This is a genomic window from Streptomyces sp. NPDC055749 (genome assembly GCF_053617235.1).
Genome location: NZ_JBSHFH010000001.1, coordinates 25,315 through 50,116 on the forward strand (window position 1 = coordinate 25,315; position 24,802 = coordinate 50,116).

Annotated in this window: 24 protein-coding genes; 14 read left to right on the top strand and 10 right to left on the bottom strand. The window is 71.7% G+C overall.

Translation table 11 applies throughout. The annotated features are described in order from the left end of the window. Nucleotides 1-123 precede the first annotated feature (123 nt). A complete protein-coding gene (locus tag ACWGO0_RS00120) occupies nucleotides 124-1,188 on the top strand; it encodes a helix-turn-helix domain-containing protein (protein ID WP_453525515.1) in 1,065 nt (354 codons plus the stop codon). Between the two features lie 29 nt (nucleotides 1,189-1,217). Here ACWGO0_RS00120 and ACWGO0_RS00125 read toward each other — a convergent pair whose 3' ends face one another. After that, on the bottom strand, nucleotides 1,218-1,673 hold the full coding sequence (locus tag ACWGO0_RS00125; protein ID WP_453525518.1) for a tellurite resistance TerB family protein: 456 nt from the start codon (nucleotides 1,671-1,673) through the stop codon (nucleotides 1,218-1,220). 211 nt (nucleotides 1,674-1,884) lie between these two features. Between ACWGO0_RS00125 and ACWGO0_RS00130 the strand changes: the two genes are divergently transcribed. Genes ACWGO0_RS00130 through ACWGO0_RS00140 form a run of 3 tightly spaced genes read left to right on the top strand, consistent with a single transcriptional unit; the run spans nucleotide 1,885 to nucleotide 5,215 of the window. Then, the gene (locus ACWGO0_RS00130) at nucleotides 1,885-2,298 is read left to right on the top strand and encodes a hypothetical protein (RefSeq protein WP_453525521.1); all 414 of its coding nucleotides are present in this window, start codon (nucleotides 1,885-1,887) and stop codon (nucleotides 2,296-2,298) included. Continuing rightward, the gene (locus ACWGO0_RS00135; protein ID WP_453525524.1) at nucleotides 2,298-3,023 is read left to right on the top strand and encodes an ABC transporter ATP-binding protein; all 726 of its coding nucleotides are present in this window, start codon (nucleotides 2,298-2,300) and stop codon (nucleotides 3,021-3,023) included. Before ACWGO0_RS00130 ends, ACWGO0_RS00135 begins: the two co-directional genes overlap by 1 nt. Beyond that, a complete protein-coding gene (locus ACWGO0_RS00140) occupies nucleotides 3,020-5,215 on the top strand; it encodes an FtsX-like permease family protein (RefSeq protein WP_453525528.1) in 2,196 nt (731 codons plus the stop codon). Before ACWGO0_RS00135 ends, ACWGO0_RS00140 begins: the two co-directional genes overlap by 4 nt. A 108-nt stretch (nucleotides 5,216-5,323) precedes the next feature. Here the strand turns inward: ACWGO0_RS00140 and ACWGO0_RS00145 are convergent, their stop codons facing one another. The 3 genes from ACWGO0_RS00145 to ACWGO0_RS00155 form a co-directional block, all read right to left on the bottom strand. After that, entirely contained in the window at nucleotides 5,324-6,763 is a 1,440-nt protein-coding gene (locus ACWGO0_RS00145) for a flotillin family protein (RefSeq protein WP_453525531.1), read from the bottom strand. A gap of 77 nt (nucleotides 6,764-6,840) precedes the next feature. Continuing rightward, nucleotides 6,841-7,350 carry a hypothetical protein gene (locus tag ACWGO0_RS00150; protein ID WP_453525534.1) on the bottom strand — a complete coding sequence of 170 codons (510 nt, stop codon included), beginning with the start codon at nucleotides 7,348-7,350 and terminating at the stop codon, nucleotides 6,841-6,843. A gap of 104 nt (nucleotides 7,351-7,454) precedes the next feature. Then, entirely contained in the window at nucleotides 7,455-7,940 is a 486-nt protein-coding gene (locus ACWGO0_RS00155; RefSeq protein WP_453525537.1) for a peroxiredoxin, read from the bottom strand. A gap of 56 nt (nucleotides 7,941-7,996) precedes the next feature. On the opposite strand from ACWGO0_RS00155, the gene ACWGO0_RS00160 reads away from it, so the two are divergent. Next, nucleotides 7,997-8,722: an alpha/beta hydrolase gene (locus ACWGO0_RS00160; protein WP_453525540.1), complete on the top strand. Its 726-nt coding sequence runs from the start codon at nucleotides 7,997-7,999 to the stop codon at nucleotides 8,720-8,722. Between the two features lie 29 nt (nucleotides 8,723-8,751). Here the strand turns inward: ACWGO0_RS00160 and ACWGO0_RS00165 are convergent, their stop codons facing one another. Continuing rightward, nucleotides 8,752-9,387, bottom strand: coding sequence for a TetR/AcrR family transcriptional regulator (locus ACWGO0_RS00165; protein WP_453525542.1), 636 nt, complete (start codon nucleotides 9,385-9,387; stop codon nucleotides 8,752-8,754). 70 nt (nucleotides 9,388-9,457) lie between these two features. Here ACWGO0_RS00165 and ACWGO0_RS00170 point away from each other — a divergent pair, with 70 nt between their 5' ends. From ACWGO0_RS00170 to ACWGO0_RS00180, 3 genes are all read left to right on the top strand, one after another. Continuing rightward, complete coding sequence (locus ACWGO0_RS00170; protein WP_453525545.1) at nucleotides 9,458-10,912, top strand: MFS transporter; 1,455 nt, start codon at nucleotides 9,458-9,460, stop codon at nucleotides 10,910-10,912. 129 nt (nucleotides 10,913-11,041) lie between these two features. Continuing rightward, entirely contained in the window at nucleotides 11,042-12,739 is a 1,698-nt protein-coding gene (locus ACWGO0_RS00175; protein WP_453525548.1) for a SpoIIE family protein phosphatase, read from the top strand. 79 nt (nucleotides 12,740-12,818) lie between these two features. After that, nucleotides 12,819-13,217 carry a YunG family protein gene (locus ACWGO0_RS00180; RefSeq protein ID WP_382726209.1) on the top strand — a complete coding sequence of 133 codons (399 nt, stop codon included), beginning with the start codon at nucleotides 12,819-12,821 and terminating at the stop codon, nucleotides 13,215-13,217. A gap of 14 nt (nucleotides 13,218-13,231) precedes the next feature. On the opposite strand, the gene ACWGO0_RS00185 is transcribed toward ACWGO0_RS00180, so the two are convergent. Beyond that, entirely contained in the window at nucleotides 13,232-14,605 is a 1,374-nt protein-coding gene (locus ACWGO0_RS00185; protein WP_453526367.1) for a hypothetical protein, read from the bottom strand. A gap of 117 nt (nucleotides 14,606-14,722) precedes the next feature. Between ACWGO0_RS00185 and ACWGO0_RS00190 the strand changes: the two genes are divergently transcribed. Further along, entirely contained in the window at nucleotides 14,723-15,994 is a 1,272-nt protein-coding gene (locus tag ACWGO0_RS00190) for a molybdopterin-dependent oxidoreductase (RefSeq protein ID WP_453525552.1), read from the top strand. A 313-nt stretch (nucleotides 15,995-16,307) separates the two neighbouring features. Here the strand turns inward: ACWGO0_RS00190 and ACWGO0_RS00195 are convergent, their stop codons facing one another. From ACWGO0_RS00195 to ACWGO0_RS00205, 3 genes are read right to left on the bottom strand one after another with little or no spacing between them, the layout of a single operon-like run. Beyond that, nucleotides 16,308-17,111: a class I SAM-dependent DNA methyltransferase gene (locus ACWGO0_RS00195; protein WP_453525555.1), complete on the bottom strand. Its 804-nt coding sequence runs from the start codon at nucleotides 17,109-17,111 to the stop codon at nucleotides 16,308-16,310. Then, on the bottom strand, nucleotides 17,108-17,800 hold the full coding sequence (locus ACWGO0_RS00200) for a TIGR04282 family arsenosugar biosynthesis glycosyltransferase (RefSeq protein ID WP_453525558.1): 693 nt from the start codon (nucleotides 17,798-17,800) through the stop codon (nucleotides 17,108-17,110). Before ACWGO0_RS00200 ends, ACWGO0_RS00195 begins: the two co-directional genes overlap by 4 nt. Next, complete coding sequence (locus ACWGO0_RS00205; protein ID WP_453525561.1) at nucleotides 17,797-18,552, bottom strand: glycosyltransferase family 2 protein; 756 nt, start codon at nucleotides 18,550-18,552, stop codon at nucleotides 17,797-17,799. Before ACWGO0_RS00205 ends, ACWGO0_RS00200 begins: the two co-directional genes overlap by 4 nt. A 124-nt stretch (nucleotides 18,553-18,676) precedes the next feature. Between ACWGO0_RS00205 and ACWGO0_RS00210 the strand changes: the two genes are divergently transcribed. Next, complete coding sequence (locus ACWGO0_RS00210; RefSeq protein WP_453525564.1) at nucleotides 18,677-19,438, top strand: response regulator transcription factor; 762 nt, start codon at nucleotides 18,677-18,679, stop codon at nucleotides 19,436-19,438. Further along, nucleotides 19,435-20,547 carry a sensor histidine kinase gene (locus ACWGO0_RS00215; RefSeq protein ID WP_453525567.1) on the top strand — a complete coding sequence of 371 codons (1,113 nt, stop codon included), beginning with the start codon at nucleotides 19,435-19,437 and terminating at the stop codon, nucleotides 20,545-20,547. The genes ACWGO0_RS00210 and ACWGO0_RS00215 overlap by 4 nt, the downstream gene beginning before the upstream one ends. 27 nt (nucleotides 20,548-20,574) lie before the next feature. Here ACWGO0_RS00215 and ACWGO0_RS00220 read toward each other — a convergent pair whose 3' ends face one another. Beyond that, on the bottom strand, nucleotides 20,575-21,660 hold the full coding sequence (locus ACWGO0_RS00220; RefSeq protein WP_453525570.1) for an NAD-dependent epimerase/dehydratase family protein: 1,086 nt from the start codon (nucleotides 21,658-21,660) through the stop codon (nucleotides 20,575-20,577). 357 nt (nucleotides 21,661-22,017) lie between these two features. Between ACWGO0_RS00220 and ACWGO0_RS00225 the strand changes: the two genes are divergently transcribed. From ACWGO0_RS00225 to ACWGO0_RS00235, 3 genes are all read left to right on the top strand, one after another. Beyond that, nucleotides 22,018-22,347: a MerR family transcriptional regulator gene (locus ACWGO0_RS00225; RefSeq protein WP_453526370.1), complete on the top strand. Its 330-nt coding sequence runs from the start codon at nucleotides 22,018-22,020 to the stop codon at nucleotides 22,345-22,347. Between the two features lie 280 nt (nucleotides 22,348-22,627). After that, nucleotides 22,628-22,831, top strand: a complete 204-nt coding sequence (locus tag ACWGO0_RS00230) for a cold-shock protein (RefSeq protein WP_151476148.1) — start codon at nucleotides 22,628-22,630, stop codon at nucleotides 22,829-22,831. Nucleotides 22,832-23,210: 379 nt separating this feature from the next. Then, complete coding sequence (locus ACWGO0_RS00235; protein WP_453525574.1) at nucleotides 23,211-24,779, top strand: DEAD/DEAH box helicase; 1,569 nt, start codon at nucleotides 23,211-23,213, stop codon at nucleotides 24,777-24,779. Nucleotides 24,780-24,802: the final 23 nt, after the last annotated feature.

Here is a 24,802-nt window from a genome sequence, read left to right on the forward strand (position 1 = left end):
GAATCCGGCAGTCTTCATACGTTGCTGATGCCGGGCACTGGAAGCCGCCCGAAGGCGTTAAGGGAACGTCAGAGCAGCATCAAGGACGGAACGCGAACGCGACGCGAAGTCGGAGGAGTGCACGTGCCGGAGCCGGAGATACCCGTGGAGTATCTGGGCGACTACGCCCGCGTACTGAGCGAAGTCTCCGCCACCGGGCGCCGGTTGACCCGCGAGGAGCTGGAGACCCGCCGCACCCTCGGCCGCGAGGCCGCCGAGGCAGGACACCAACTGCGCGCCCTGGTCGGCCTGCACCTGGCGGCTACCCGCACGGCCTGGCCGCCCGCCACCAAGCCCGCCGCGACCGATTCCGTCCTGGCCGCCGTGGAACAGGCGGTCGACGCCTTCGCCGAGGGCTTCGAGCGCGCCCAGCGCCTCACCGTCCGGCGCGAGGAAGCCGCGCGACGGGAGTTCATCGACGACCTGTTGTACGGGCGCAGCGACCTGGGCCGCCTCGCCGAGCGGGCCACCCGCTTCGGGCTGCGGCTCTCGCGCGCCCACGCGGTGGCGGTGGCAGCGGGCCCGGAGGCGTACACCGAGACGGACGCGGTACCGAGGAGCGTGGAGGCGGCGTTGCTCGCCCGCTTCGGCGGCCGGAAGATCCTGCTGACGACGAAGGACGGGCGGCTGGTCTGTATCACTCCCGCCAGTCAGCCGGACGTCCTGCGGTACTTCGCCAAGCAGGCCCACGCGGCGACGGACGGCGGCCAGGTCGCGGTGGGCCGCCCGCACCAGGGTCCCGGCGGCGTCGTCCACTCGTACGACGAAGCGCTCGAAGCCCTCGATCTGGCGCGGCGGATGGGGCTCGACGAGCCGGTGCTGTACGCCGCCGACCTGCTGGTCTACCCCGTGCTGACCCGGGACCGGCAGGCGATGGCCGACCTGGTGCGCAGTGAGCTCGGCCCGCTCCAGCAGGCCAGGGGCGGCGCGGAACCGCTGCTGAAGACGCTCTCGGTGTACTTCGACGCGGGCTGCGTCGCGGCGGAGACGGCCCGCCGGCTGTCGTTGAGCGTGCGCGCCCTGACGTACCGGCTGGAGCGCATCCGACAGCTGACCGGCTCCGACCCGGCCGACCCGATGCACCGCTACACGCTGCAGACCGCGGTCATCGGCGCCCGTCTGCTGGAGTGGCCGGCCAAGGAACTCTGAGAGTCGCCAGGCCGGCCATTCCGGGGCTGTTACAGGTCGAACTCGTGCGGCGCCAGGTCGAGTGCGAAGCACGCCTCGCGGACGACGGCCTGCTCGGACTTGTCGAAGTCGCCGTCGGCGCCGCCGATGACGATGCCGATCTGGATGACGGCACGCGCCTCGGCGGGCTTCTTCTTCGCCTTGGCGATCTCCTGGAGCACGCTGACCTTGCCGAACGCGAAGTCGGCGGTGAGCTTGTCGACGTACGCGTTGAAGCGGCGCTGGAGGTCGTCCGCCGGGAAGTTCTTGAGCACGTCGTTCGTGGCGATCAGCGAGGCCACGCGCTGCCGCTCGGACGGGTCGATGGAACCGTCGGCGGCGGAGACCAGAGCACACATGGCCATGCTCGCGTCACGGAACGACCCGCTCTTGAGGTCGTTCTTCTTCGCCTCCAGCTGCGTCTGCATCGTCGAGGCGGATTCCTTGAGCCGGTCCCACAGAGCCATTGATGTCTCCATACGTTGCGTTGCACGAACTGTTCTGGATCCGCTTGGAACTCTACAGAACGGCTTTCGTCACTCATTGTGATGAAAGCCGCTCCTCGGCCGAATGGAGAATCATTTCTCCACCGAATGCTCCACAGGAAAGTGATCCGGTCAGCGATCCCGCTGTGATCCCTCGCGATCCCGGACACCGCGCTCCTCGAAGGACGGTCCTGTGGAAAAGAAGAAGATTCTCCTGACGTTCGCCGCAGTGGCATCCGTCGCCCTGCTGGCCGCGTCCCCCGCGTTCTCCGCGGTCACCTGGGGCGCGGCCCCCGCCGAGCCGGACATGCCCGGGCACGACGGAAAGGTGAAGGTGTCGGGCCGGGCGTACGGTTACTCGTACCACCACGCGTCCAGGACCTCGGCGTACGTCCGGGCCTGGGACGACGCGGCGGAGTCGGCGGGCGACCCGGTCTACGTGAACTACTACCGCAAGGCCGACACGGGCAAGAAGATCACCCTCTGGAACAAGGACGGCGGCGGTACGTACACCACGTCGTCCAAGGGCACCGCCCTGTACAAGATGAACGTCTGCGTCTCCGAGTTCGTCAACCCCGACGAATGCAGCCCCGAACTCGCCTTCTGATGAACGGAGATGCGCCCCGCGCCCCGGTACTCTCCGTCACCGGTCTGCGCTGCGTGACCCCGACCGGCAGGGTGCTGCTGGACGGCGCCGAGCTGGAGGTGGGGGCGGGCCGTTCGGTGGCGGTCACCGGTCCGAGCGGCAGCGGGAAGAGCACCCTGCTGATGTGTCTGCTCGGGCTGACGCGGCCGGAGCGCGGCGCGGTGCGCGTGGCCGGGACGGACATCACCCGCCTCACGAGCCGCAAGGTGGCCCGGCACCGCAGGGAGACCACGGGCATGGTCTTCCAGTTCGGGGAGCTGCTGCCCGAACTGTCCCCTCTCGAAAATGTGGCACTGGCGGCCCTGCTCGCCGGGACCGGCCGCGGCCGGGCGATGCGCCGTGCCTCGGAACTCCTCACGGAGCTGGGCGTCCCGGAGTCGGGCACGGCGACGGCCGACCTGTCCGGCGGCGAACGGCAACGCACCGCCGTGGCACGGGCGTTGATCAACCGCCCCTCCCTGCTCCTCGCCGACGAGCCGACCGGCTCGCTGGACCCGGTGAACAGGGACCTGGTGGCCGATCTGATCCTGTCGCTGCCCGCCCGCTGGGGCTGCGCCCTGGTACTGGTGACGCACGACCCCGCTGTGGCCGCTCGCGCCGACCGCCGGTACGCGCTTGAGGAGGGCGCGTTGCGTGAGCAGCGCCCGGTTCCGGTGGCCCGGGACGCGGGGGCGGTGTCGCGGTGACGCCCCGATGGCGACAGATGCTGCGGATCGGCCGGAGCGCCGCCCGCAGCGCGGACCAGCGCGGGACCCGGTTCGCCGGACTGGTCCTGGCCTCGGCCGTGGCCGCGCTGACACTCCTCTCAGTGGTGCTGTCGGTGGCCACGTACGAGGGCCGGGCCCTGCGCAGCGAAGCCCGCGCCCCTGTGCTGACCGAGTACGAGCCGGGCGCGGGCCCCCCGCGCCTCCTCTGGCGCCAGGACAGGGACGCGGTGGCGGGGACCGCCTTCACCCTGATCCACATCGAGCCCCTCACGCCGGACGCCCCGCCGCCCCCGGGCGTCCGGGAATGGCCGCGCCCCGGAGAGGCGGTCCTCTCACCCGCCCTGCTCGACGCCGGCCGACAGGACGGGATCACCACGCGTTACGGCCCCGTCAGCGGCCGAATCGCCGTCGCGGGCCTGGCGGTAGCGGGCGAGAAGCTCGCGTACGTACGTCCCGAGGCGGGTTTCCTCACCAACGACAACGCTGCCGAGGCCACCGGCTTCGGCACGTCCGCCCCCTGGGGCCCGAGATTCGGCGACGACTCCGGCTTCCGCCCCCTGGGCGAACTCCTCTCGCTCATCGCCGTGATGCTCGGCCTGCCCGCCGGTCTGCTGCTGGTGATCGCCGCCAGGACCGGGGCGAGAGCCCGCGACAGACGCACGGCGGTGCTGCGCGCGATGGGCGCCTCCCACCGCGATCTGGCCGTCGTGGCGATGGGCGAGGCACTGGTTCCGGCAGCACTGGGCTGCACGGCCGCCGCAGCGGCGACGGTGGTCGCGATGTCGGTCGACGTACCCCTGCCGTGGATCGGCTTCACCGTGGACGCCGCCCACCTCCGGGCGTACGCACCGGAGGCTTTCGGCGCGATCGCGGCGGCGGGCGCGACGGTACTGACCACGACAGCGCTACTGCACCCGGCCCCCGGAGACTCCGCGGGGAGACCATCCACCAGAACCCCCACCCCCCGAGCCACCAGGGCAACGGCGGCCCTCTTCATCCCCTGCCAACTGCTCCTCGCCTGGTTCCCGGCGCTGTTCGCGCACACCCACCACACGGTGCTGTCGACCCTGGCGCTGGCGGTCGGCTCGATCGGCTCCCTGGCAACCCTGCCCGCCGTCCTGGCCCTCGCCCTGGGCGCACTCGGCAGAGCCGCCGCCCACCTGGGCCTGCGCCACGGCGCCCCCGGCGCCCTGCTCGCGGGCCGCTGGGTCCAGGCGGGCCCCGGCAGGCTGGCACGCCTGGTCGCGGGCTCGGTGATCGCCGCAGGACTGCTCGCGTTCATCCAGGTCTACCCGAGCATCCCGTCCTCCTTCGGAACGGCGGCCCGCCAGGCGCAGGCGGATGCAGGCACGAGCCTGTTACGCATCGAGGTCCCGGACGCACACCGCTTCCCGGCCTTCGTGGCCGCACTACCCCCCACCACGGAGCTGGTCACGCTCGAACCAGGCACCCCCACAACCCTGCGAGGCAGTTGCCCGGCTCTCAAGGCCCTGGACCTCCCCTGCACCGCAACGACGATCCACCCTTCCCACCACCCCCGAGCCGCACTCCTCCTGGCGGAGTCCTCAGCCATGGCCCCCGTCAGATCCCTCCCCGCCCCACCCCACCTCACCCGCTCCACACGCACCCAGGACGGCCCGTCCCCACCCCTGGTCGCGGCGGTCTCCACGACAACCACGGCCCTCCCGACCCCCGAACTCCACAAGACCGCCCACGCCACACTCGGCCCCGGAACCGAGGTACTCAAGATCGGCGAGTACGCCCTGGGCGGCATCATGACCACCACTCAGCACGTGCGCTGGGCCTCGTTCCTCGGCTGCATCGGCGTCCTGATCGTCGCGGCGGCCCACGGCCTGAACACCCTCGGCGAGATCCTGCGCTTCGCCCGGGCGATCTCCCCGGTATGCGTCCTGACGGGCAGCCGCCGCATCTACGCCTCGGTAGCGGCCTGGACGGTACTGACCCCGCTCTGCCTGGCCGCCCCCTTGGCGGCCGGCTTCGCGATCTGGCTGACGGCCCCCCTGACGACCCCGCCCCGCAGAGGCGTACTGCCCCCGGAACTGATCACGGGGACCGCAACAACACTCCTCACCCTGGCCGCCCTGACCGCAGCGTGGGCCACCCACAACGCCTGCACAACGGCCCGACGCTGGCGGCCGACGGGGGACTGAGCCACACCAGGCCCACTGAACCCGGGGACGTACTTCGTCCCCTGACGCACCCGTGCCCGGCCAAGGAACTCCTCGGCCGAGCACGGGTGGTGGAGAACGCGCGAACGGTCAGTCGGTGACTTCGATCTTGCCGTTGCTCGTTGCGGGCTCCGACTGGGCGGGGACCGCGGGGGCGGGCGTCGTGCGGTTCTTGAGGTTTTCGAGGAGGGCGCCCAGGTCAACGCCCGTCGTGGAGTTGAGGAGTTCAATGCCCTGCGTCACGTTGTCCGTGACCGTGCGGGCGAGCTGGCTGGCGCCGTCCGTGGAGATCACCGTCAGCTTGTCGATCGCGCTCAGCGGCTCGGACGCCTTCGCCACGACCGTCGGCAGTACCTCGACCAGCATCTGGAGCACCGCCGCGTCCCCGTACTGGGCGAACGCGTCGGCCTTCTTCTGCATGGCTTCGGCCTCGGCCGAACCCTTGGCCGCGATCGCCGCGGCCTCCGCCTCGCCCTCGATGCGCACCGCGTCGGCCAGCGCCGAACGGTGCAGCTTCTCGCCCTGGCCGGTCAGACGGGAGCGCTCCGCGTCCGCCTCGGCCTCCTTGACCTGGGCGATGCGGCGGGCCTCCGCCTCCTGCTCGGCCTGGTAGCGGGCGGCGTCGGCGGGCTTACGCACCTTCGTGTCGAGCTCGCGGTCGGTCAGCGCAGCCTGGCGCTCGGCGACCTTCTCCTGCTCCATCAGCACTTCCTGCTGGCGGGCGGCCTCGGCGAGCGGGCCCGCCGCGTTGGCCTTGGCGGCGGCGGCCTCCGTCTCGGCCTTGATCTCCGCCTGCTTGAGGTAGAACGTCCGCTCGGCGATGGCGATCTCCTCGGCCGCCTTCAGCCGGGCCTGCTCCGACGCACGGCGCGCGATGGCCTCCGCGATGTCGGCCTCCTGCTTGGCGCGCGCGGCCTCGGGCCGGCCGAGGTCTTCGAGGTACGAACCCTCCGTCGTGATGTCCTGGATCTGGAACGCGTCCAGGATCAGGCCCTGCCCGGACAGGCTGGCCTCGGCCTCCTCGGCGACCTGGCTCGCGAACGCGGCACGGTCGCGGATGATGTCCTCGACCGACATCCGGCCCACGATGGCGCGCAGCGCACCCGACAGCACTTCCTGGGTGAAGCCGACGATGCCGTCCTGCTGCTGGAGGAAGCGCTGGGCCGCGGCCCGGATCGCGTCCTCGTTGCCGCCGACCTTGACGATCGCGACGCCTTCCAGGTTCGACTTCACACCGCGCAGGGTGACCGCGCCGCGCACGGAGATCGGGATGTGCCGGCTGGAGAGGTCCAGGGTGAACTTCTGCTGGACGAACGGCACTACGAAGACGCCACCGCCGACGACGACCTTCTGGCCGCTGTTGTCGATGCTGGTGCGGCCGGTGACCGGATCGGTCGACTTCTTGCCGCGGCGGCCGGTGATGATGAACGCCTCGCTGGGCCCGGCCACCTTGTAGCGGGTGATCACTACGAGGCCGAGGAGTACGACGAGTACGACGATGCCGATGACGGCAATCAGAACTGGGCTCATGAGAAGGGTCCCCCCTGCCTCCCGACGAGGGGGCGGCAGATCGTTTTCAGTCAGGCAGTCAAACAGTCAGTTGGTGGTCAGCGTTCGACCGGGCGTACCTGGACCGAGGTGGTCGACAGCGCGGCCTCCACCCAGATCTCGGCGCCCCGCTCGACCGGCTCGCCGCTCTTCGCGGAGAACTTCACGGTCTGGCCCGCGACTCGCAGCAGCACCTCGCCGTACCCGTCGGCCGGAATGGGCGTGACGACCGACCCGGACGTGCCGATGAGATCGTCCCCGCGCGGTGTCGCGGTCGTCTGGTCCGCCATGAGCGCCCGGCTGAACCGCCAGGTCAGCCATGCCGCGACGAGACCGGCGGCAACTCCGGTGACGGTGGCCGCGACCGTGCCGACACCCGTCGTGCCGAGCATGATCGCGCCGCCGAAGCCGAGCATCGAGAGGAAGCCCGCGATGACGGGCAGCGAGAGGAGGCCGTCGAACAGGCCGTCCAGCACGCCGCCCAACAGTCCTTCGAGGATTCCGTCGAAGATCAGGGAGAGGGCGAGAAGCACAATTCCCGCAATGCCGAGACCCAGAAAGAAGGTCACGCGATCACTCCCCCGGCGTTTCGATGTCCCCCGACATTTCCGTCGAACTGGCTGGATGATCCCATACAGCCGCGGATCGTGGTACTGCCGGGTCCCGGCAGTCTTTACGCGACTTTGATGCCGGACAGACGGTCCGCGAGCGTGTCCAGCGACTGGAACGTGGCACCGAGCAGCGCCACGTGCTTCCACCGCAGAACCCCGTCGGGCCCGACCAGGAACACCGCCCGCCGCACCCCGATCCCGGGCGCGGAAACCCCGTACGCCTTGGCGATCTCGCGCCCCTCGTCGGCGAGCAGCGGCATCCGCAGTCCGTGCGTGCGGGCGAACGCCTCGTGACTGTCCACACCCTGTGGACTGATTCCCCAGATCTCGGCGTCCAGCCCCTCGAAGGTCTCGAACCCGGAAGAGTAGGAACAGAGCTGCTTCGTGCAGACCGCGGTGTTGTCCCCCGGATAGAAAGCGAGGACGACGGCCCTGCCGCGCGTCTCGGAGAGCGTGAAATCACGCCTCTCGAAAGCGCCGTCGGTGAGAATTCCACCGGGCAGGGTGAAGTCCGTTACCGGCTGCCCGAGTTGAGGTCCTGATGCCATGATCGCTCCCTTGATTGTCGTACGTGGACGTGTACGTGCCCCCGTACGGTGAACGTATGGCAAACCAATCCCCCTCCGCTGCGGTACTCCTCCTGCACGGCGGCCGTGAGGCAGGGACCGCACCACCGCCGTTCGGTCCGCTGAACCTGCCGGCGGTCCGCATGCGTCCCTTCCGGAGGGCCATCACGAAGGCGACCGACCCGGCCGACGTCCTGGTCCGCAGCGTCCGCTACTCGTACCGGGGCTGGAACGGCGCCCGCGAGGACCCCTTCCACGACGCCGTACGCGCCCTCGACGCCCTCCGGCGCGAGGCCGGTGACATCCCCGTCGTCCTCGTCGGCCACTCCATGGGCGCCCGCGCATCCCTCCGCGCCGCCGGGCATCCCCTTGTACGGGGAGTGGTCGGCCTCGCCCCGTGGTGCCCGCCGGAGGACCCGGTCGAGCAACTCGCCGACCGCGACGTCGTCCTGCTCCACAGCACCCACGACCGCGTCACGAGCCCCCGCAACAGCCGTGCCCTGGCCGACCGCGCCCGCCGCGCGGGTGCCCGGACCTGCCTGATCACGGTCGAGGGCAGCGACCACGCGATGCTGCGCCGCGCCGCGCTCTGGCACGAGCTGGCGACCGCCCTGGTCACCGCCCTGCTCGGTCAGAACGCCCTGCCGGACGCCGTCTCGGCGGCGCTCCGGCTGCCCAGGGACGCGGACTCCGAACCGGGAACGGTGAGCATCGACGCGCTGCCGCGCCCGTATGCCGCGGCGCGCGCGGGCGCACGTTCGTAGCACTCGAACCACACCGCGAGTCCGGCCGGTTACCCCCTCGGTGCGTAATAGCTCAAGAACATGTCGACGCCGCCCGTGATCAGACGATCCGTGGCGGCGTCGTCGATTCCGGTTCCGTACGAGCTGAAGACCAGGTGCGGGAAGACGAGCAGCGCGTAGAGCTGCACGATCGCCGTTTCCAGGTCGGGGATGTCCAGCCGGCCCCGTTCCGTGAGCGTGCGCAGGGCGTCCGCGATGGCCGGGTGATGGCCTTCGGGGCCGTGGCCCTGCCAGGCCGCGCCGAGTTCGGGGAAGCGGTGCTGCTCGGCGGCGACCAGGGTGCGCAGGGCCGCGACGTCCGTGTTGCCCCGTACCGCCGCCACCCAGGTGCGGGCCGCGTCGACGAAGGCCGTACGGAGGTCGTCGGCGTCGGCGAGTCCGGCCAGCGCTGCCGTGGGCGCGCCGCCGAGGGGTTCGTCCAGGGCGCCCGTGATGACGGCCGTGAACAGGGCTTCCTTGCTGCCGAAGTGGTTGTAGACCGTCACCTTCGATACGCCCGCCTCGGCGGCGATGACGTCCATGCCCACGCCGAAACCCTCGCGGAGGAACGCCGTGCGGGCGGCTCCGACGATGGCCAGGCGCTTGGCCTCGGCGCGGGGTCCGGCGGGGGGCTGCTTCGCGGTCATGGGGGACAGGCTAACAGCGACCTGAACTGTACGGTTGAGTTCAACTGAACTGAACCGTACAGTTGAGTTCATGAGTCATTCCGAGGTCCACTCCGAGGTCCATCACGCCCATCCGCATGCCCATCCGCACACCGACTCCGTCGTCGATCCACGGCGCTGGGCCGTCCTCGCGCTGATCTGCGTCGGCCAGTTCATGCTGGTGCTCGACGTGACCGTGGTGAACGTCGCGCTGCCCGACATGGCGCGCGATCTGCACCTCGACCGCACCACGCTGACCTGGGTCGTCACCGCGTACACCCTCTGTTTCGGCGGCCTGATGCTGCTGGGCGGGCGGCTCGCCGATGCGCTCGGAGCGCGCCGCGTCCTGCTCGCCGGGCTGGCCGTCTTCACCGCCGCCTCGCTGGTCACCGGGCTCGCCGACAGCGCAGCCCTGCTGATCGGCGGACGGATCGCGCAGGGGGTGGGGGCCGCCCTGCTCTCGCCGGCCGCGCTGTCCCTGGTCACCACGACGTTCCACGGCGAGGAGCGCAACAAGGCGCTCGGTGTGTGGGCCATGATCGGCGGCACCGGTTCGGCGATCGGGGTGCTGCTCGGTGGTGCGCTGACCGCGGGTCCCGGCTGGCAGTGGGTGTTCTACGTCAACGTCCCCGTCGGCCTGGCGCTCCTGGTGGCCGTACCCCTCCTGGTCCCGGCCCGCGCACCGCAGCCCGCCCGGCTCGACGTACCCGGGGCGCTGCTGGTCACCGCAGGTACCGGCTCGTTGATCTACGGGCTCGTCGAGGCGGGGGACTCCGGCTGGGGCGCGGCGGCCACGCTGCTGCCGATCGCGGGGGCCGCCGTGCTGTACGCGGTGTTCGCGGGCGTCGAGCGGGCGTCGAAGGCGCCGCTGATGGATCTGCGGATGTTCACGCGACGGCCGGTGCTCGCGGGGGCGTTCCTGATGCTGATCGCCACGGCGCTGCTGATCGCGTTCTTCTTCCTCGGCTCGGTCTACCTCCAGCACGGGCGCGGCTTCGGGCCGATGAGGACCGGTCTCGTCTTCCTGCCCGTCGCGGTGGCCGTGGGTATGGGCGCGCATCTCGGGTCGCAGCTCGTCGGGAAGATCGGCAGCCGTACGACGGCCGTGGGCGCGATGGTGATCGCAGCCGTCGGGTGCGTACCCCTGACGTGGCTTTCGGCGGACAGCAGTGTGTACGGGGGGCTGCTCCCCGGGCTCGTCGTGGCCTCGTTCGGGCTGGGGGCGGTCTTTGTGACAGCGACGACTACGGCGCTGGGCATGGTGGACCACCGGGAGGCGGGGCTCGCCTCCGGTGTCGTGAACACGTTCCACGAGGTGGGCGGTTCGATCGGAGTGGCGGTCGTGTCCACGGTCGCCGCTGCGGGAATCGCGGGCGGGAGCGCGGCCATCGGGGCGTTCGGCGACGCGTTCACGGTGTGTGCGGTGGCCGCCGGGGTGAGCGCTGCCGTGGCGCTCGCGCTCGTACCGCAGGGGAAGCCGCAGCTGTCCGGACCGCACGCGCACTGATGAGTGCTCCGGGATGCGGAGCGGGACTGCCCGGCACACGATGAAGGGCCGGGCTGCAGGTGGGTGCACCGACCCCGCCTGCGGCCCGGGTACCGCGTGACCCGCCCGTGCCCGCCCCAGGAGGCTCCGTTGCCGTCCGAAGAGCACGACGACCAGCCGCGTCGCTTCGACACCGCGGCGCTGGCCGCGCTGCTCGGCGGCACCACGGCGGGGGTGGGCGTGCTGGACACAGGCCTGCGCTACGTCTACGTCAACCCGGCACTCGAACGGCTCAACGGGGTATCGGCCGCCGCCCACCTGGGCCGGACCGTCTCCGAGGTGCTGCCGGAGATCGAGGCGCGCGAGGACGTCCTGCGCAGGGTGCTGGCCGACGGGCAGGCCCGGGAGATCACCTACAGCGGGCAGACCTGGGCGGTGTCCGACGAGGAGCAGCGGTACTGGCACGGGGCGTACCACCGGCTGGAGGAGAACGGCCGGGTCAGAGGGCTCGTCGCGATCGTCCAGGACATCAGCACCGCCCATCGGCAGCACGAGGAGCTGGAACGGGCCAGAAGCTATCTGGCCCTCCTGGACACCGCGGCCGTGCGCATCGGCACGACGCTCGACATGGACACCACCTGCCAGGAACTCGCGGACTTCGTCGTGCCCGCGCTGGCGGACCTCGCCTCGGTGGAGATCTTCCCGCCGGACGTGGGTCACGAGGCAGGGCGCCCGCCGCCGGGCGTGCTGCGGCTGCGGCGGGCCGGGCTGGCCGCCGTGCCCGTACTCAGGGATTCCGCCGACCAGTTCGGGATGCCCGGGGAGTACATCGACTACCAGGAGGAGGCGGCCGTACCGCGCTGCCTGGCGGCGAACGGGCCCGTGACCGTGTTCCTCGACAGCGACGAGGAGCGCAGCCGCTCCGGGCCCTCCCCCGAACGGGCCGCCGTATACCGCGCCATCGGTCTGCACGGGGCGCTCGTCGTGCCGCTCACCGTGCGCGGGCGTCCGCTGGGGGTCCTGAGTCTCGTACGGGCCGGTGAATCGCCCCCCTTCACCGACGAGGACGTGGTCGTCGCCCGGGAACTGGCGGGCCGGGCCGCCGTCGATCTGGACCATGCCCGCCGGTACGCCCACGAGCACAACATCGCCCGGGAGCTCCAGCGTTCACTGCTCTCCGAACCGCGCGGGGCGCAGCCCCATGTGGAGGTCGCGAGCCGCTATCTGCCGGCCGACCAGGGGGCGCTGGTGGGCGGCGACTGGTTCGATGTCATCCCGCTGACGGGCGGGCGGCATCTGAAGGCGATGGGCGATGTGATGGGCCACGGCGTGGAGGCGGCCGTCGCGATGAGCCACTACCGCTCGCTGCTGCGTCTCCTGGCCGATGACGACCTGCCGCCGCACCGGATTCTGGAACGGCTCGACACGATGGTCGAGCGGTCGGGGCTCGACCGGGCCGCCACGTGTCTGATCGCGGTCGTCGACCGGTCCGCCGGGGTGTGCGAACTGGCCAGCGCGGGCCATCTGCCGCCGGTGTTCATCGACCCGGGGGCGCGCGGGCGGGTCGTCGGGGTGACGACCGGGCCGCCGCTGGGCACGGGGTACGGGGGTTACGGGACGACGAAGGTGCCGTGCGGGCCCGGGACGGTGCTGTTCATGTACACCGACGGTCTGGTGGAGCGCAGGGGAGAGGACATCGATGTGTCCGTCGGACGGCTGGCGGGCCTGACGCTGCCCGCGAGCGGCACGCTCGACGACCTGCTGGAGGACGTCCTCGAACGGTTCGGCCAGGACGCGGAGGACGACATCGCGGTGATGGCCTCCCGGATCCGGCCTCCGATCGGCTGATCCGGCCTTCGACCGGCTGATCGTGCCTCCGACCGGCTGAACGGGGTCTGTTGTCAGTGGGCGGTGGGAGGATCGGGGCATGGAACCACTCCTCCTCGCCGATCTCGAAGCCGCCATCAGAAGCAGCTGGGACGCCGACACGACCACCCCCGTTCACCGACCGCACTGGAATCCGGACAATCCGGCCAGGGACCAGTGCGGCGTCACCGCCATGGTGGTCAACGACCTGCTCGGCGGCGAGCTGATCCGCGGCGAGGTGCGGGTCGGCGGCGTCCAGACGGACTTTCACTGGTGGAACCGGCTGGGGATGGGCATCGAGATCGACCTCACCCGCGAGCAGTTCGGCCCGGAGGAGATCGTCACGGGCGGCACGGTGGTTCCCCGCCCGGCGGAGATCGTCAGGCTCCGCGAGGAGTACGAGCTGCTGCGCGGCCGAGTGCTTGAGCGGCTGCGCGGGCAGGTGCGGGTGCGGGTGTAACGGTTGAGGGGGTCTCACCAGCCTGTCCATAGAAGGTGGTTGATCAGCAGGGCCACCACCGCCTGTGCGGTGAGCCAGCCGCGCCGGGTCGTGTCGGGGAGCAGCGCGGCGGCGGGCAGCAGCCAGAGGATGAAGGGCTGCCAGATGCGTTCCGTCTCCGCCTTGCTCATACCGGAGAGGTCCGCGACGAGCAGGGCCAGGAGCGCAGCCAGGGCAAGGAGCGCGAGCTGCTGCCGGGCGTCCGTGCCGCCGGGTCGCAGTGTGCGTACGGCGCCGGGGGCGGCGGCCGTCGCGCGGCGCAGGCCCGCGACGGTGGCGAGGCCGGCGGCGAGGGTGGTGCAGGCGAGGTTCGCCCAGACCCAGTAGCCGTACGGCCGTACGCCACCCGCGCCTTGGTAGTAGCGCTCGACGAGCAGGTGGTAGGCGTCCCACCAGTTGAATCCCGCCAGGGTGAAGGCGATCGGGGCGACGAGCGCCCCCAGCAGGAACAGGCTGAGCAGGAGGAACGGGCGGGGCGGGCGGGCCTTCCGGGCGAGCACGAGCACGGCGAGCAGGAGCACCGCGATCAGCGTCAGCCCGTACGACAGATAGCAGGTCAGGCCGAACAGCAGCCCGGAGCCGAGTGCGACGGCCACCGGGAAGCGTGAAGTGCGGGTCGCGGCCAGGGCCAGGAGGGCCACGGACCACGCGGCGACGGCCGCGAAGTAGCCGTCGGCCGAGACGCCCGCCCAGACCGCGACGGGGGCGAGTACGAGGAACGGAGCGGCCCGGCGCGCGAGACGTTCGTCGGCCAGGGCGCGGAGCGTGATGAGGACGGCCACTGTGCCGGACGCGGCGAGCACGAGGCACCAGACGGCGGCCCAGGCGCCGCCGCCGAGCCCGATGCGGTCCAGGCCGACGAAGGTCAGCGTGGCGCCCGGCGGGTGTCCGGCGACGTGGGCGGGCCAGTTGCCCGGGGGGCCGATCAGGATGTGGTCGTTGAAGCCGCGCAGCGCGGCCCCGATGTCGTCGAAGCGGTCGATGACGCGCAGGTATTCGTGCTTCGTGGTGAGGCGGCCGGCGACGCCCCGGCGCCAGCCGTCGATGAGCGCGAGCGACAGCGTCCAGGCGAGGGTGGCCGCCCACGCGGTGAGGAGCAGGCGCCGCCACGGCAGCCGTGCGGCGAGGACAGGCCCGTAGGCGACGACGGCGACGGCGACCACGACGGCGGCCGGGGTTCCGGGGCCCAGGTGCGGGTCCCACGAGGCCAGCAGGGGCGGCCACTGCACGTGGAGGCTTCCGTCGGCGCGCTGGATCGCCCGCCCGACGAGCACGGCAATGGTGACCAGCAGGACACCCGCCCCGGCGGCGATCAGGTCCCGGCGGCGTCCGGAGCGTTCCTCGGTCATCACCGTAGGCACGCTATGCACGCGACGACGGCTTCGGGTGGTGCCACGGGGTGACGTCAGACTTTCGTCAGGAGTCGCAGCCGCCCGATGGCCCGATACCGGGCATAGCTTCGGCGCATGGACGCCAGAGCTCGGATCAGCGCACTGCCCAACCCCACCCGCCCCGCGTTCTGGCGCAGCCCGGTACGCGGTGTCCGCTTCACGGCGGTGCTAGGACTCGTCCTGCTCGTCGGGCTCACTCTGCTGTTCGTGACCGGGCTGCTGTCGTACGCCGCGTACAACCCGGACCTCGCGGCCGTCAACGACAAGACGCCGGACAAGGGGTGGCTCGGCTTCTATCTCTTCGCCTGGCCGACCGGCCCGGTCTGGCTGTACCGCCTGAACCAGGGGCTCCACGTCACGGTCGGCATCGCGCTCGTACCCGTCCTGCTGGCGAAGCTCTGGTCGGTGGTCCCGAAGCTCTTCACCATGCCGCCCGTCCGGTCCGTGGCACATGGACTGGAGCGGATCTCGCTGCTGCTGCTCGTGGGCGGCGCGCTGTTCGAGTTCATCACCGGGCTGCTCAACATCCAGCTGGAGTACCTGTTTCCGGGGTCCTTCTATCCCCTGCACTTCTACGGGGGCTGGGTGTTCTTCGCCGGGTTCCTCGCCCACACCTGTCTGAAACTCCCGCAGGCGGTACGGGCGTTGCGCGGCGGCGTCCTGCGCGCGGACCGGGGCGAGGCGGACAAGGACGAACTCGCGTCGCCCGCCCCCGCTCCGGAAACCATCTCCCGGCGCGGGGCGCTCGCCGTGGTGGGCGCCGGTTCGCTGCTGATGCTCGCCACCTCGGCCGGCCGCAGCTTCGACGGGCCGCTCCGCGCCACGGCACTGCTCACCCCGAGGGGCGGCGAGGAACCCGGCTCGGGCCCCAACGGCTTCCAGATCAACAAGACCGCCGCCTACGTCGGTGTCACCCCGGCCGACATGGGGGAGGGCTGGTCGCTCACCGTCAGCGGACCGGCCGGTGCGATCCGGCTGTCCCGGGCCCGGCTGCTCGCGATGGAGCAGTACAGCGCGGCGCTCCCGATCGCCTGCGTGGAGGGCTGGTCGACCTCGGACCAGTGGTGGCGGGGGGTGCGGCTGCGGGACCTGGCGGCGCTCGCGGGATATCCGGAGGACCGGCCACCGGGCGTGCTGGTGGAGTCCGTGCAGCGGCGCGGCCCGTTCCGTACGGTCGCGCTCCGCGACAACCAGGTACGCGACCCGCGCTCGCTGCTGGCGCTGCGGGTCAACGGCGAGGACCTGTCACCCGATCACGGATATCCGGCGCGGATCATCGTGCCGGCCGCGCCCGGCGTGATGAACACCAAATGGGTGGGCCGCCTGACGTTCGGAGAGCTGTCATGAGCAAGGGGATTCTGAGGCGTTGGTACGGGGAAGGGCCGCTGCAGCTCCTGCTGCTGGCCACCACGTTCTGCCTCGCGGGCTACGCGGGCGTGCGGCTGCTGGACGGCGACACGTTCGGCGTCGCGCTGTGGTTCGTGGGCGCCGCGTTCGTGCACGACCTGGTGCTGGTGCCGGTGTACTCGCTGGCGGACCGGGCCGTGGCCGGGGCGCTCGGCCCGCGATCCGGTCTCGTCAACTTCGTACGCGTACCGGCCTTCCTCTCCGGTCTGCTCCTGCTGACGTGGTTTCCGCTGATCACCCGGCAGACGGAGCGTTACGAGTCCGCGAGCGGGCTGTCCCCCGATGTGTTCCTCGGGAACTGGCTGCTGGTCACCGGCGCGCTGTTCGCGGCATCGGCGCTCTGGTTCGTGGTCCGCGCGCTGCGGCTGAGGCGCAGGGCCACGAAGGGGCGGCCGTTCGTCTCCCACTCCTCGACGAGCCGCCAGTCGGGCGGCAGCGCGTAACGGAGCAGGGCGGGCGTGGAGAGCCGGGCCCACGGGAAGAGCGTGTCCGTGGGGGCGCCAGGTCGCGTACCGTGCGCCGCCGTCCGTCCGCGCCCGTCGTCCAGCCGGACCTGGACCCGCTCGTCGACGTCCCCAGCCGTGGTCTCGGCGACGAGCAGCCCGCCGGGGGCGAGCAGTTCGGCGGCCCGGTTCAGCAGGGCGTGCGGGTCTCCGCCGATCCCGATGTTGCCGTCGACGAGCAGGACCGTGCCCCAACGGCCCTCGCCGGGCAGCGGATCGAAGACGCTGCGGTGCAGCGCCGAGCCGCCGAGCCGCCGGGTGCGGGCGACGGCGGCCTCGCTCACGTCGATGCCCAGCGCGCGGTGTCCGCGCGCGGCCAGTTCCGCGACGAGGCGGCCGGGGCCGCAGCCGACGTCCAGGACCGGGCCCTCGCAGCGGCGCAGCGCCGACAGGTCGGCGGCGTCGGCGCCCGCGCACCAGCGTTCGACGTCCAGGGGCAGCAGCCAGCCGTCCGTACGCCGCAGGAAGAGCGGACCGTGGCCGTTGCGCAGCGCGTTCGCGTACGGGTCGGTGGTCCAGGCGGCCGGCTGTGCCGTATCCGTCGGGGCGTTCACCGGGCAGCGGCCCGGGTCAGGCGGGCGAAGACCGCGGCGAACGCGCCGTCCGGCGCGGCGGCGGCGACGTAGGCGGCGTCCTCGGCCGTGTCCACGTCGCGCAGCTGCGGCAGATCGCGCACGGTGAGCCCGGCGTCCACGAGGCGGCGGCGCTGGACCGCGCCGGTCTCCGGGACGGACATCGGTACGCCGCGCACGAGACCGGGGGCGCGGTCCGGGTCGGCGAGGCCAAGTGCCCAGAACCCGCCGTCCTCGGCCGGTCCGAACCAGGCCCCGCAGTGGTCCCAGCCGTCCGGGGCGAGTGCGTCGGCCAAGTGCTCGGCTCGGGCCTGCGGTGTGTCCATGCCGATGAGGAGGGCGGGACCCGCGCAGGCGGCGAACGCGGCGGCAAGCCGTTCGTCGAGGCCGCCCGCACTCTGGGCCACGACGTCGATGCCGGGCGGCAGCCACGGACCCGGCCGCCCGTCGAGGACGAGGACGCGCCGCCGGGCGGGGAGGGTGAGGACGGTGCGGAGCGTGTCGGCGAGGGCGGCCTCGGCGAGCCGGGCGGCCTCGGCGTGACTGAAGGGCGGACAGAGCCGTGTCTTGACCCGCCCGGGGACGGGTTCCTTGGCGATGACGAGGAGGGTGGTGGGGCCGGTCGCGCCCGCAGGGCCGGTGGGGTCCGCAGGACCCGTGGCGCGGCTCATCGGGGCACCTCCCCGCGTACCGTCGACCGCTCTCCGGCCGGTCGCTCTCCGGCCGGCCGCTCTCCCGCCGGTGGCTCCCGCAGCACCGTCCGCATATCGCGTACCGCGTGCCAGGTGCCCCGCCAGGTGCCGGTGACCTTCGACTTTCCCGTACGCGGGGTATAGGGGACGTCCGTCTCCGTGACGCGCAGTCCGGCGTCGGCGGCCCGGACCACCATCTGGAGCGGGTAGCCGCTGCGGCGGTCCGTGAGGCCGAGCGCGAGCAGGTCGGCTCGGCGGGCGGCGCGCAGGGGGCCGAGGTCGTGCAGGCGCAGGCCCGTGCGGCGGCGCAGCATCCGGGCCAGCGCCATATTTCCGGCCCGTGCGTGCACCGGCCAGGCGCCTCGGCCCTCGGGACGGCGGCGCCCCAGCAGCAGCTCGGTCTCCCCGTCGGCGATCCTCCGTACGAACGAGCGGAGCAGGGCGGGGTCGAGGGAGCCGTCGCAGTCGCAGAAGCAGACGAACTCCGCCGTGGCGGCGAGCAGCCCGGCGTGGCAGGCGGCGCCGAAGCCGCGCCGCGGCTCGCGTACGACCGTCGCGCCGAGCGAGCGCGCCAGCTCGGCCGAGCCGTCGGTGGAACCGTTGTCGACGACGATCGCGCGCCAGCCCGCCGGAATCCGCGCCAGCACGCCGGGCAGGGCCGCCGCCTCGTCGAGGCAGGGCAGGACGACATCGGCGCGTGCGGCGGAGTCAGCCGCTGAGGAGTCGGTCACGCTCTTCACCTTACGGAGCGGAATCCGGCATTTCGGGCGTCAGGATCTTACGAAACGTGGACGTCGGCCCACCGGCGGCCCCGGGACGGCACACACCGGACCACCGGCTGCCAAGGTGGGAACCATGCAGAACACCCCACCGAACGCACCCGCCAGGTGGGTGCTCGTCGTGGACGACGATCCGACCGTGGCCGAGGTCGTCGCCGGCTATCTGGACCGGGCGGGTTACGGCGTCGAGCGGGCCGACGACGGGCCCGCCGCCCTGGCACGGTTCGCCGCGCGACGGCCCGATCTGGTCGTCCTCGATCTGATGCTGCCCGGCATGGACGGCTTCGAGGTCTGCCGCCGGATGCGCGCGCGGGGGCCGGTGCCGGTCATCATGCTCACGGCGAGGGGCGACGAGGACGACCGCATCCTCGGTCTGGAGACCGGGGCGGACGACTACGTCACCAAGCCGTTCAGCCCGCGCGAACTCGTCCTGCGCGTCGACTCCGTACTGCGCCGCGCCAGGGCCACGGCCGGGACCGCCGCCGGAGGGCCCGCGGCGCCGTTCGGCGGCGCCGGTCTCGTCCTCGACCCGGCGGCCCGCAGCGCGACCCGCGACGGCGCCGCGCTCGCCCTGACGCTCCGCGAGTTCGACCTGCTCGCGTTCTTCCTGCGCCACCCCGGTCAGGTGTTCACCCGTGAGGAGCTGATGCGGGAGGTCTGGGGCTGGGACTTCGGCGACCTGTCGACGGTGACGGTCCACGTACGCCGCCTGCGCGGCAAGGTCGAGGCCGACCCGGCCCACCCCTGCCTGATCCGCACCGTGTGGGGCGTGGGCTACCGCCTGGACCTCCGGGGGGCCACGGCCCCCGACACCGCCGCCGGGAGTGGGACGCAGTGAACGACATCGCGCTCATCGCGCTCTTCGCCTTCATGGGCGCCGCCGCTGCGGGCCTGCTGGGCGCCCTCGTCCTGCGGACTTTCCGGCACCGTTCCCTCGTCGTGTCGCTGACGGTCGTCGCCGCGGTGGCCGTGACGGCGATGCTCGCGGGAACGCTCGCGGTGGCCTGGGCGATGTTCCTGTCGCCGCACGACCTGACCGTCGTCACGACCGTTGTCGCCATGGCCGCCGTGGTCTCCCTCGCGACAGCGATGCTGCTGGGCCGCTGGGTGGCGGCGCGAAGCCGCGATCTGACACTCGCGGCACGCTCCTTCGGCGACGGCGGTACGTTCGCCGCGCCCGAAGGTGAGGTGACCGCCGAACTCGCCGCGCTCACAAGGGAGCTGGCGGCCACGAGTGCCAAGCTCGACAGCTCCAGGGAGCGGGAGCGCGCGCTGGAGACCTCGCGGCGCGAGCTCGTCGCGTGGATCTCGCACGATCTGCGGACACCGCTGGCCGGGCTGCGCGCGATGTCGGAGGCGCTGGAGGACGGGATGGCGCCCGACCCGGGCCGCTATCTGCGGCAGATACGCACGGAGGTGGAGCGCATGAACGACATGGTCGGCGACCTCTTCGAACTCTCCCGTATCCACGCTGGATCGCTGACCCTCACCCCTGTCCGCATGTCCGTGTACGACCTGGTCGGGGACGCCATCGCCGGTGCGCATCCGCTGGCGCGCGAGCACGGGGTACGGCTGGTGGGCGACCGGGTCGACGCGGTGCCGGTGGAGGTCGACAGCAAGGAGATGAGCCGGGTCCTGGGCAACCTCCTGATCAACGCGATCCGCCGTACGCCGGCCGACGGCACCGTTGCGGTGGCCGCGCAGCGGTGCGAGGGCGGGGTGGTGCTCTCGGTGACCGACGGATGCGGGGGGATTCCGGAGGAGGACCTGCCCCGGGTCTTCGACACGGGCTGGCGTGGCACCCACGCCCGCACCCCACCGGCCGGCGCGGGCCTGGGCCTCGCGATCGTGCGCGGCATCGTGGAGGCGCACGCGGGACGGGCGGCGGTGCGGAACGTCGCCGGCGGCTGCCGCTTCGAGGTCACGCTGCCGGTGTCCTCCGGCTGAGGCGTCGTCGGGCTTGAGGTGTCGTCCTTATGCGCCTGAAGGGGACGGGCTCGGTGTTGCGCCCCGCAGCTCCGCCGCCGCGAACTCCTTCATCCCCGCGGCGAAGCCCACCTCCGGCTTCCAGCCCAGCTCGGCGCGGAGCCGGGACGAGTCCGCCGTGACGTGGCGTACGTCCCCGAGGCGGTACTCCCCGGTGACCACCGGGAGCGGCCCACCGTGGGCCGAAGCGAGCGCGGCGGCCATCTCGCCGATCGTGTGCGGCTCCCCGCTCCCCGTGTTGTACGCGGTGAACGTGCCCGGCGCCCGTTCCGTCAGCGCCGTCAGGGCCACCACATCGGCCGCCGCCACATCCCGTACGTGGACGAAGTCCCGCCGCTGCCCGCCGTCCTCGAAGACGCGGGGGGCCTCGCCGCGTGCCAGGGCCGAGCGGAAGAAGGAGGCGACCCCGGCGTACGGGGTGTCGCGCGGCATCCCCGGCCCGTACACGTTGTGGTAGCGCAGCGACACCGCCCGCCCGCCCGTCGCCCGGGCCCATGCCGCCGCGAGATGCTCCTGGGCGAGCTTGGTTGTCGCGTACACGTTGCGCGGGTCGGCGGGAGCGTCCTCCGGGACGAGACCGGGCACCAGTTCCGCCCCGCAGGAGGGGCAGAGGGGTTCGAAGCGCCCGGCCGCCAGATCGGCCTCCGCCCTGGGACCGGGCCGCACCACCCCGTGCCGGGGGCAGTCGTACCGGCCCTCGCCGTAGACCACCATCGACCCGGCGAGCACCAGACCCCGTACCCCCGCCGCCGCCATCCCGGCGAGCAGCACCGCGGTGCCGAGGTCGTTGCACGCCACATACGCGGGCGCGTCCGCGAAGTCCTTGCCGAGACCGACCATCGCCGCCTGATGGCACACCGCGTCGACCCCGGCCAGCGCCCCGGCGACCGCCTCCCGGTCCCGTACGTCCCCGACGACCGACCGGACACCGGGTGGGACCGGCGCACCGGCACTCCCCACGTGCGCCGACGGCAGCAAGGCGTCGAACACGACCGCCTCGTGCCCGGCCGCGACGAGGGCCCTGACGATCTCCGACCCGATGAACCCGGCTCCGCCGGTGACCAGTACGCGCATGAACGCCACGCTAGGTCCGTGCGGGGCGCGGGACCCGGATCGGCGCACCCACGTCACAGGACCGTAAGACCCGGCCGGCCCGGTTCGTGCAAGGGTGTCCGGACAAGGGTGTAGCCCTTCACGACGGGGGATGCGTGAAGGGCTACACCGGCATTATGGCCCCTGGTCAGGCGCGCATCCAACTGACCAACCGGTCAGTCGGATGTCTGCCCGGCCAGGGACCACCCGCCTTCGCACGTCCGCTCCCGCCGAAATCTGTGATGGTCGCGATAGACATGAATCCCTCGCACGCATAGGGTTTCTTGCGCAGGCGCGTCAAACAGCGGTACGCCTGGACGCGTGACAGCAGAGGTGCAGATGCCGACGGAACCCCCTTCGCACGCTATCGACCGGCTCGACGACGACGATTACCCCGCTTACACGATGGGGCGAGCCGCCGAGATGATCGGTGCGACGCCGGGTTTCCTGCGGGCGGTCGGTGAGGCCCGTCTGATCACGCCCCTGCGGTCCGAGGGCGGCCATCGCCGCTACTCCCGCTATCAGCTGCGCATCGCCGCCCGTGTCCGCGAGCTGGTCGACGGCGGTACGCCGATCGAGGCCGCGTGCCGCATCGTCATCCTCGAGGACCAGCTCGAAGAAGCCCTGCGTCTCAACGAGGAGCTGCGGCGTCCAGCGGCCGGCCGCTGAATATCTGTTTTCGCCAGCACAGAAAATTTGCTCAATGGTCAACCAGCAGATTATGTCCGCGAGCCGAGTGATATGGCGTACAGCCCGCCCCCCGACGAATCGTGCTACGGTTGATCTCAGTTGCAGTTGTGGTTCCCAAAACTTCAAGTGCTCTCGCCGGTTCTACATCGGTGGGCGCGCTTTTGTATTTCCGGGTCTTTTCCGGAAGGGGCAATCATTTGCGGCGACGTAGGGCTCGCACAGTGTGAGCCCACGGGCACTGCCCCGAAGGAGATATGACATGGCTACTGGCACCGTGAAGTGGTTCAACGCGGAAAAGGGTTTCGGCTTCATCGAGCAGGAGGGTGGCGGCGCTGACGTCTTCGCTCACTACTCGAACATCGCCTCTTCCGGCTTCCGCGAGCTGCAGGAAGGCCAGAAGGTGAACTTCGACGTCACGCAGGGCCAGAAGGGCCCGCAGGCGGAGAACATCACCCCCGCCTGATCACATCAGGCGTATGGCACAGCTGGGGCCCGCACCTTGGGGTGCGGGTCCCGGCTTGCTGCTGTTTTCTGGCAGCGCGGGATCGGTGCAGGTCAGCCCGGCACGTCCCGACATCACGTCCTAGATCACGTCCCACAGCACGTCCCACATCTTGACCGATCCATGACCGACCCCATGAGCGGCTCCCCGGTGATTTATTCCGGATGTATGTCGGTCATGTAGAAGCAGTCATTTTGAAGCGCCGGATACGGCTTATTTCCAGCGGCCGCGCTTCGTATTCGTATTTCATCGGCACGTTCTTGCGATTCTTGGCGCCGCTCAGGCTGCTGCTGCCCGATAAAGAATCCCTCGATACGCGCCATATCGAGGAAGGTTCTGCATGAACCGCGATCGCACATCTCGTACGAACGACCGATTTTCCCGGACCCGCTCGGGTGGCGCCCCCTCCGGAGGCAGCCGCACCGCCAACGGATTCCGCGGTGCCGCATCGAACCGCCAGGGCGGAAGCGGCTCCCAGGGCCGTTCCGGCGGCGGCTCCGGCCGTTCCGGTGGCTACGGCCGCAGGCCCGCGGCGCTCAAGGGCGAGTTCGCCCTTCCGGTGACCATCAACCCGGCGCTGCCCGCCGTCGAAGCCTTCGGTGACCTGGACATGCCCGCACCGCTCATGGCGGCGCTCGTCGCCGAGGGCATGTCGGTGCCGTTCCCGATCCAGGCGGCCACCCTGCCGAACTCGCTCGCCGGGCGTGACGTCCTGGGCCGTGGCCGCACCGGCTCCGGCAAGACGCTCGCCTTCGGTCTGGCCCTGCTGGCCCGTACCGAGGGCCGCCGCGCCGACGCCCGCCGCCCGCTGGCCCTGGTCCTCGTCCCCACCCGGGAACTGGCCCAGCAGGTCACCGACGCGCTCACCCCTTACGCCAGGTCCCTGAAGCTGCGCATCGCCACCGTCGTCGGCGGCATGTCGATCGGCCGCCAGGCCAGCGCTCTGCGCGGCGGCGCCGAAGTCGTCGTGGCCACCCCGGGCCGGCTCAAGGACCTCATCGAGCGCGGCGACTGCCGCCTCGACCGTGTCACCATCACCGTCCTCGACGAGGCCGACCAGATGGCCGACATGGGCTTCATGCCGCAGGTCACCGAGCTGCTCGACCAGGTGAACCCCGAGGGCCAGCGGATGCTGTTCTCGGCCACCCTCGACCGCAACGTCGACCTGCTGGTCCGTCGCTACCTGCACGACCCGGTCGTCCACTCGGTCGACCCCGCCGCCGGTGCGGTGACGACGATGGAGCACCACGTGCTCTACGTCCAGGGCGCCGACAAGTACGCCACGACCACCGAGATCGCGGCCCGCGACGGCCGCGTGATCATGTTCCTGGACACCAAGCACGCCGTGGACAAGCTCACCGACCACCTGCTGAACAGCGGTGTACGGGCGGCGGCGCTGCACGGCGGCAAGTCCCAGCCGCAGCGCACCCGCACCCTGGACCGGTTCAAGACCGGCCATGTCACGGTGCTCGTCGCCACCAACGTCGCGGCGCGCGGTATCCACGTCGACAACCTCGACCTCGTCGTCAACGTCGACCCGCCGAGCGACCACAAGGACTACCTGCACCGCGGCGGCCGTACCGCCCGCGCCGGTGAGTCCGGCAGTGTCGTCACGCTGGTGCTGCCCAACCAGCGCCGCGAGATGACCCGCCTGATGGCGGACGCCGGGATCACCCCGCAGATCGCCCAGGTCCGTTCCGGTGAGGCCGAGCTGAACCGGATCACCGGCGCGCAGGCCCCCTCGGGCGTGCCCGTCACCATCAGCTCGCCGCCGTCCGAGCGGTCCAAGAGTGGCGGTTTCGCCGGCCGTGGCCGTCGCAGCCGTCCCGCACAGGGACGCCGTCCGGGCGTACCCACGCCCGAGGCGCGTGCCGCGGCGTCGCAGCGCCGCTCCAACCGGGCCGCGTGAATCCGTACCGGTAGTCCCCGTCC